This is a genomic window from Cellulophaga sp. (assembly GCF_039943695.1).
Classification (GTDB): domain Bacteria; phylum Bacteroidota; class Bacteroidia; order Flavobacteriales; family Flavobacteriaceae; genus Cellulophaga.
Window position 1 is genome coordinate 1 of record NZ_JBDVAA010000223.1, and the last position, 6,655, is coordinate 6,655.

At 32.8% G+C, this 6,655-nt stretch carries 7 protein-coding genes and 1 pseudogene; 7 read left to right on the forward strand and 1 reads right to left on the reverse strand.

Annotation, left to right across the window (positions count from 1 at the left end):
* The 7 genes from ABJD66_RS16845 to ABJD66_RS16875 form a co-directional block, all read left to right on the forward strand.
* Positions 1-2,075, forward strand: a 2,075-nt coding sequence (locus tag ABJD66_RS16845; protein ID WP_348133804.1) for a hypothetical protein, incomplete at its 5' end; no start/stop codon positions are given.
* Between the two features lie 12 nt (positions 2,076-2,087).
* Positions 2,088-3,014 (forward strand): hypothetical protein, encoded by a 927-nt coding sequence (locus ABJD66_RS16850; RefSeq protein ID WP_348133807.1) that lies wholly within the window; start codon positions 2,088-2,090, stop codon positions 3,012-3,014.
* A 9-nt stretch (positions 3,015-3,023) separates the two neighbouring features.
* Positions 3,024-3,287 (forward strand): hypothetical protein, encoded by a 264-nt coding sequence (locus tag ABJD66_RS16855; protein WP_348133810.1) that lies wholly within the window; start codon positions 3,024-3,026, stop codon positions 3,285-3,287.
* Between the two features lie 140 nt (positions 3,288-3,427).
* On the forward strand, positions 3,428-3,736 hold the full coding sequence (locus ABJD66_RS16860) for a hypothetical protein (protein WP_348133812.1): 309 nt from the start codon (positions 3,428-3,430) through the stop codon (positions 3,734-3,736).
* 7 nt (positions 3,737-3,743) lie between these two features.
* Positions 3,744-3,950: a hypothetical protein gene (locus ABJD66_RS16865; RefSeq protein ID WP_348133815.1), complete on the forward strand. Its 207-nt coding sequence runs from the start codon at positions 3,744-3,746 to the stop codon at positions 3,948-3,950.
* 51 nt (positions 3,951-4,001) lie between these two features.
* On the forward strand, positions 4,002-4,970 hold the full coding sequence (locus ABJD66_RS16870) for a hypothetical protein (protein WP_348133818.1): 969 nt from the start codon (positions 4,002-4,004) through the stop codon (positions 4,968-4,970).
* 257 nt (positions 4,971-5,227) lie between these two features.
* Positions 5,228-6,091: a hypothetical protein gene (locus ABJD66_RS16875; protein WP_348133821.1), complete on the forward strand. Its 864-nt coding sequence runs from the start codon at positions 5,228-5,230 to the stop codon at positions 6,089-6,091.
* A gap of 147 nt (positions 6,092-6,238) precedes the next feature.
* Here the strand turns inward: ABJD66_RS16875 and ABJD66_RS16880 are convergent.
* Positions 6,239-6,655 (reverse strand): annotated as a pseudogene (locus tag ABJD66_RS16880) (hypothetical protein); the annotation flags it as partial.

The window sequence follows — 6,655 nt, forward strand, 5'->3', positions numbered from 1 at the left end:
AAAAATGGAAGGGAACTGTAGACACTATGGATTTAGGTTTTTCTCTAAATCATGATGTTATGAAAGAGAAATTGAATAAAGATGGTTCTTTGGATATTTTGGTGCACCTTAACCCTGCTTGGATACAAGACAGAGAAGGCAAGGATAATATGAATGATGATTGGGTTAACGATACTTGGAGCGACTTAAAACTTTGTATTAAAATTGAACACCCACGTTTACCCAATTATGTCAAGAAAGGTGCTAAAGATAAAGAAACAGGAGAAAGAGCATACTCAGGGACTATATTTGGCTTGTTTTACGGCAAGTATCTTAACGTAAAAAAAGATGTATTAACTGAAGACATGCCTTTAGAAGCTTCTAAAACGGTAGCTGCCATTATACAAAACGATAGCGCTATGGAAGCTAAAGGCACCGAACTATGTAAATTCACCTATGTATCAGTAACCGAGCAAGGCAAAAAGCCCATTGTGTTGTTTAAAGAGGCTGCCATGGTACCTACACAACTGCATAGTTTTAAAGTGCTAATTGGCACTAAAGAAAAAGGTAGTAAAACCATTACCATAGATTTGGATGACCCAAAAGAAAAAGACCTAAAGAAAAAAACAACCGTTTGCCCAGACGTAAGAGCCTTAGATCGTAATAACACCCATAAAGACAACACCTTTAATACGGAGAAGATAGATGCCAAGTTTATAAAAAAACAAACAGATAACCAACTGATGTTAGAAGCTTACGCAGAAAAACCAGATATACCCACTGCCTTAAAAAATGCTTGGTTACCCAATATAGAACCTATACCGCTAAAAGTGCTAGCGCAAACCTGCCGATACCAACGCTGGATAAACATACAAGGTTACCCAGATTTAAGTTATGAACTCAGTTTTAAATCTAGCTCTGAGGCAGATAGCTTATATGAATTTAAAAGCAAAAACTTCGTAGTACGTGATTACAAAGGTAATATGGGGTTATTGAGTAAAAAAGAGAAGAAGAAACAAAAAAAGAAAAACAGAGCGGCTCTTAAGAAATATAAAAAAAAGCAAAAAAAGAAAACTCTAAAAGATACTTTTGATTATAACAAATTACAAATAGCGTTTGAATACAGTTTAGCAGATGTAAAACAAACCGAAATAGTAATTGATGGTGAACACCCTGTACTTAATGCTATAGATACTTTTAACTTTATCACTAGTACTATTCGTAAACTATGTTTTGATGAAGAAGTAGAAGAAGCCGAAAAAGAACATAACCAAAAAAAAGTAAAGGGGCGTAAGAAGAAACGCAATAAACATTTAAAAAAACTACAAAAAAACGGAAAAAAACTACAAAATGAAATTAAAAAGAAAGGCGGTAAATTTGCAAAAAAAGTAGATAAACTGGCACCGTTTAGTATTGCTGTAAAACCACCTGTTTTTGCTGGAAGTGTAGCTTGGAAATTGGAAAATTCAACCCAAAAAGGACGAGAACACGAACTAGGTACAGAATTTTCTATAAATTTTAAAGCAGACCCACTTTTTGAGATTGAAGGCAGATTAGACCTCTTGTTTGTAGCTACTAAAATACCCTATATTGGGCAAGCCGTTATGGGCTTACAAAAAGTAGCAGATGGCGCTGGTATGTCAGACGATGTTTGGAACTGGTTTGTGAGTTTATTTACCGATGATGAAAAATACAAAATAGATATAGATGTAGATTACCACCTAGACCTAGTTACCGCTGCAGCCTATAAACCCACATGGACAGCTGGTAAATATCATACCATAGATGGGTTTAATTGGGGGGAATTAGAAGCTGTTACCGAGTTTACTTTTGGTATAGAAGCTATGCTAGCACTTAATATAAAAGTAGGCGATTTTAGGGGCGAAGCCGAGGTAGGCGGTTCTGCAAAAGCAAAAGTGGTACTTAAAAAAGAAAATGATAAATGGCTGTTTGATTACCAAGGCCTAAACGTAGTATTTTCTGCGAATGTTTCTGTTAGAAAGAAAGATGATGTTAAAAAATCTAAAAAGGAAGAACCAAAATCAGGCGATCGCTTTTTAATACAGGGGCCTTTTACCTATGAAATAGAAGTTTAAACACAATTAATAATGAAATACCTAATTATATGCTTTTTACTTATAAGCACTACTACTTGTAATAACAAAAACAACAATAACAATACAGCAAACATGGCAGAACTTATACCAACACAGCAGATAAGCAAAAACAAACAATACCGATACTACATAAGTATAGGGGTGTATTTACCTTTTGAACTGTACTTAAATGATATTTTAATAAAACACGGTACTACAGGAGTAAGTTCGGCAGTAGAGCTAAACCCATGGTTATTAAACAATGGTACTTATAAGGTTACCATTAAGTTTTTCCCCGATGTAGGTGGCGATACGGTGGTAAATATGGGAAAAGAGCAATTGCCATATCGCTTAGATTTTTATAAAGTAATTATAAACGATAACAGAGATATAGAGCAAGAGAGTGAGCCTATTAATTTGCCATTAATTACTACCAATGAAGATTTACCTTATTTTAAACAAAGTTGGGATATTGAGGTAAAAGATCTGCCTTATGAGCTAGAAGGCTGGCAAAACGGACAAGATTTAAGCACATGGGATAAAGAGACACTACAAAAAAAAGTGATTGCTTATTATGAGAAGTTAAGAACTATATTGAATAATGGGGATGCAAATTCCTTTAATCACTTATGTGTACAACGAGACAAAGAAACGAATGTGTTTAATTATGATTATAATTCGAGAATAGTTCTCGAAGAATTCGAGAATAGTTCTCGAAGAATCCGAGAATATGCTAAAGGAAACATGGTTCCTATTAAAAAATACACTATAAAAATCTACGGTAAGAACAATCAATTGGTGTCTTTAGAAAGAGTAGATAAAGAAAATATGAGAGAAGGCGTTTTAAGAACATTAGAGCCAGATGGAGCAATTAGGATTTACAACATAAAACTCTATCTTCCAAAAGATAGTGATGAGTTTGTTATTATACGTAAATAAGTATAAAATATGACAATAAAAAAGCACCTTTTTATCCTATCGCTGTTTGTTCTTTTTCAAAGTTGCGGGCAAGAAAAAAAATCTCAAGCAGCATTAAATACCAAAATAGAAGAAATAATAGCTTATGCCACTAAAGGATTGCCTGATTATGAGAAAATGGAAAAACTCCCAGATTTATACAACATCTCCATCTCTAGCTCCAACTGCAAGTATGAAATTTTAATTAGTGATTTACAGTCAGCTGCTTTTTTAACGATTCGCAAGGGTCTGTAACTTCAAAAACAAAAGGAATTAACTCGTCATTACTAGGCAGCGGGGTAACACCTATTGAAATTCGGCTATTTCCTAGTACAGGGAAGCAAGTGTTAGACAAATATGCGGCTATCTCAATAAAAATAGAACACATACCACATATGGGCAGTGCCGAAGGCAGAAAAACTGTTTGGACCTATAAAATGCCCATGCTAAAGCAACCCCTACCCCTATTTGTACATACAGGCGCATTTGATGTTACCGTACCTTTTAAAATAACCGCTTTAGAAAACGCGGTAGATTTAAGTACTTTAGATAGCACCCAATTGCGCAAAGAAGTAGATGCCCAGTTTGCTACATTTATAAGTATTTTAGAACAAGGTGATGGGGTTGCTTTACTCGATTTTACTAGAGAGAGAGAGAGAGAGAGTAGGAACCGTACAATGGTACTCAACGAAAAAAGAACTTAAAGAAGAAATGGTAACTGATATTGAACGTATACAAAAATCTAAACTAGTTCCTTTACCAAAATCAATACTAAGATTTTATGGAAAAAACAAGATTGTTACACTTAGAAAAGCTAAGACATTAGAAACTTACTTATGGATGGATGATGGCGAGTATTATTTTGGGCGTGCTTTAAATTTATATAAAACTAAAGATAATAAATGGCATGTTTGGTAAATATATAGCTCTAATTTTTGGTTTTATATAATAATAAAAAAAGTAAAGACATTGACAACTTATAAAATAATATTCTTATGTTTTTTGGGCTTATCTGTAGCTTGTAACAGCCAAGTAAACCCAGAAGTACAGGAAATATTTAGCAATTTAGGAGAAAACGTAATTGCCAATGACGAGGCTTACAATGCTAATATTTGGATAGGTGCTTGCAGCTACGAAGTGTTGATTAACGATATGCGAGTAGACTATTTTTTTGGAAGACTAAATGGTACCACCAGTGGTAGTATTCCCATAAACCCATATATTTTAAAAACAGGCTGGCAAACTTGGACGATTAGAGTCTTCCCAGAGTGGAAAGACCGAAGTTATTTTGATACAAATGGTATTTCTGATGGGGCGTTGGTTGAGTTACAGATAAACAAATACAAATACAAGCCCAATGGCGATGTAGAAACCTTGTATGAATCAGAAAAGTTTGAGCGTAAACAACCAGAAGGCGATTACGATGCCAAGTTTCCTGATGCAGGCAAACCGTATGTAGAATATAAGGGGAAGTTTTATGCCGAAGTACCTTATGAGTTAGAAGGCTGGAGTAATAGCCAAGATTTAAGCAAAGAAGATAAAGACGAGTTGTTTGAAGAATTACTAAAGGAGTATAACACCTACCGAGATCTTATTACCAATAAAGAATTGCCTGAAATTGCTCGAAATATTCACAAAATGAAAGAAGAACGAGCGATAGCTAAAAGTAATAGTAATGAGGAACTACAAGAAATTATTACTAATTTTATAGATGGTTGGGGGCATGATATGACCATGTACCCTATTGAAAAGGTAGCCTTAAAAATGTATGGAAATGGTAAGGTAATTGCATTAGAACGAACGGATATTATGGGGCATACACCTTTAATAGGGAGTTATTTACTTGAAAAAGATGGTGAAAAATATAATAAAGCTGTAGTTATTAGCCTTCACTTTCATCGCCCAAAAGGTTCATCTAAATTAGAAGTAATTCGTTAGTATGAAAACGAGGTTATTCCCTGTTTTATTTATTTTGTTGCCCTTTTTGGTAAGTTGCCAAACCAAAGTAACCAAACAAATGAAAACAGAAGTACAAGAAAATATCAGGAGGGGGACAATACCCCATCAAACTCTATCTTCCAAAAGACAGTAATGAGTTTGTAATAATACATAAATAAGTATAAAATATGACAATAAAAAAGCACCTTTTAATTCTATCGCTGTTTGTTCTTTTTCAAAGTTGCGGGCAAGAAAAAATGAATGATCTATTAGAGTACGAAATTAAAAAATTAGATGAAATAAAAGTTTTTAATACCCAACCTGTATATGCATTACAGTTAAATAAAAACCTATGCAGAGTTCTTATTAGCTGTAATAATATTCCGCATTGGCTTACTTTTTATGAAAACTATGGAGAAAGTATGTTAGTACCCCTTAATATTTATATACCAAAATCAGGCAAGCAATTGCTAACTATACAAGTATTTCCAAAAGAAGGAGATAAGTTTATAGCAGAAAATGCAAATGCAGATATACGTTTGATTCATATGAAAGATAAAGATGATTCTATACAAGACTTTGAAAACCTTGTGGAATTGGGTTTACCTGAAAATTTAGGCGATTTAAAATTACCATATTATGAGTTTACAATTCCTTTTGATGCTGTAGTTCCCTTTGATTTTAGTAAAGAGCTGGAAACGGCAAAAGACCTAAGTAAAGTTAAAAACATAGAGGAATTGGCTGTAAATAAATATAATCAGTTAAAAGAATATATTGAAGAAGGAAAAGGAAAAGCTTTTTTAGACGAAACCAAGAATTTTGAATTAAGACTAATTTCTTACAATTATTTTAGTAAAGATGAAATCATTGAAGATTACAAGATGGGAAATTCAACTACAATGAACTTTTTCTCTCCAGACATTGAAAACACAAAGGTTTCTCCAATAAAAGATTACGAAATAGTTTTTGGATATAATTCTAAGTTAATAACCTTAAGGCGTTTTGATAATAAAGATGCTATACTAGAAATTGAAACTAAAAAAAAAGGAAAAAAAGAAGAAACATCAATCTATTTAACACTCTTTATGCCAGCTGGTAGTAATGAGCTAAAAGTATGGTAATGACTAAATATATTTTAATTCTATCGCTGTTTGTTCTTTTTCAAAGTTGTGGACAAGAAAAAAATCTCAAGCAGCATTAAATAACAAAAAATAAATAAAAAAGCTACCTAGTAATTAGGTAGCTTTGTGTTTTATACAAGACTTATCTTAATCAAAAATAGACCAAGAAGATTTACCTGGTTTATCTTTTTTAATTACAGAATCTTCACTTATAACAATATTATCTTTACGCTGCCCTATATACTCAAGGGCACTCATTTTGTTAAATAACCTATCTATTATAGATATAAACTTGCCTAATACCTCAACAGTTTCAGAAATATTTATATGGTTGTAACGGTTGTTTAATACGTCTTCAATTTTAGAGTTAAAATTAGAAGGTTTAACATCTGTCCACTCAAAATAATATTGCAGTAATTCTTCTCTTTCTTTTTCATCCATAATACTTAAAGATGTAGAAAACTGATTAGCTAAAATTGATATTTGTTTTGCTAAAAAAATTGGAGATTCTTGTGATACAACTTCCTTTAAATAGTAAATACTTTGACCATAAAACTGATTAAA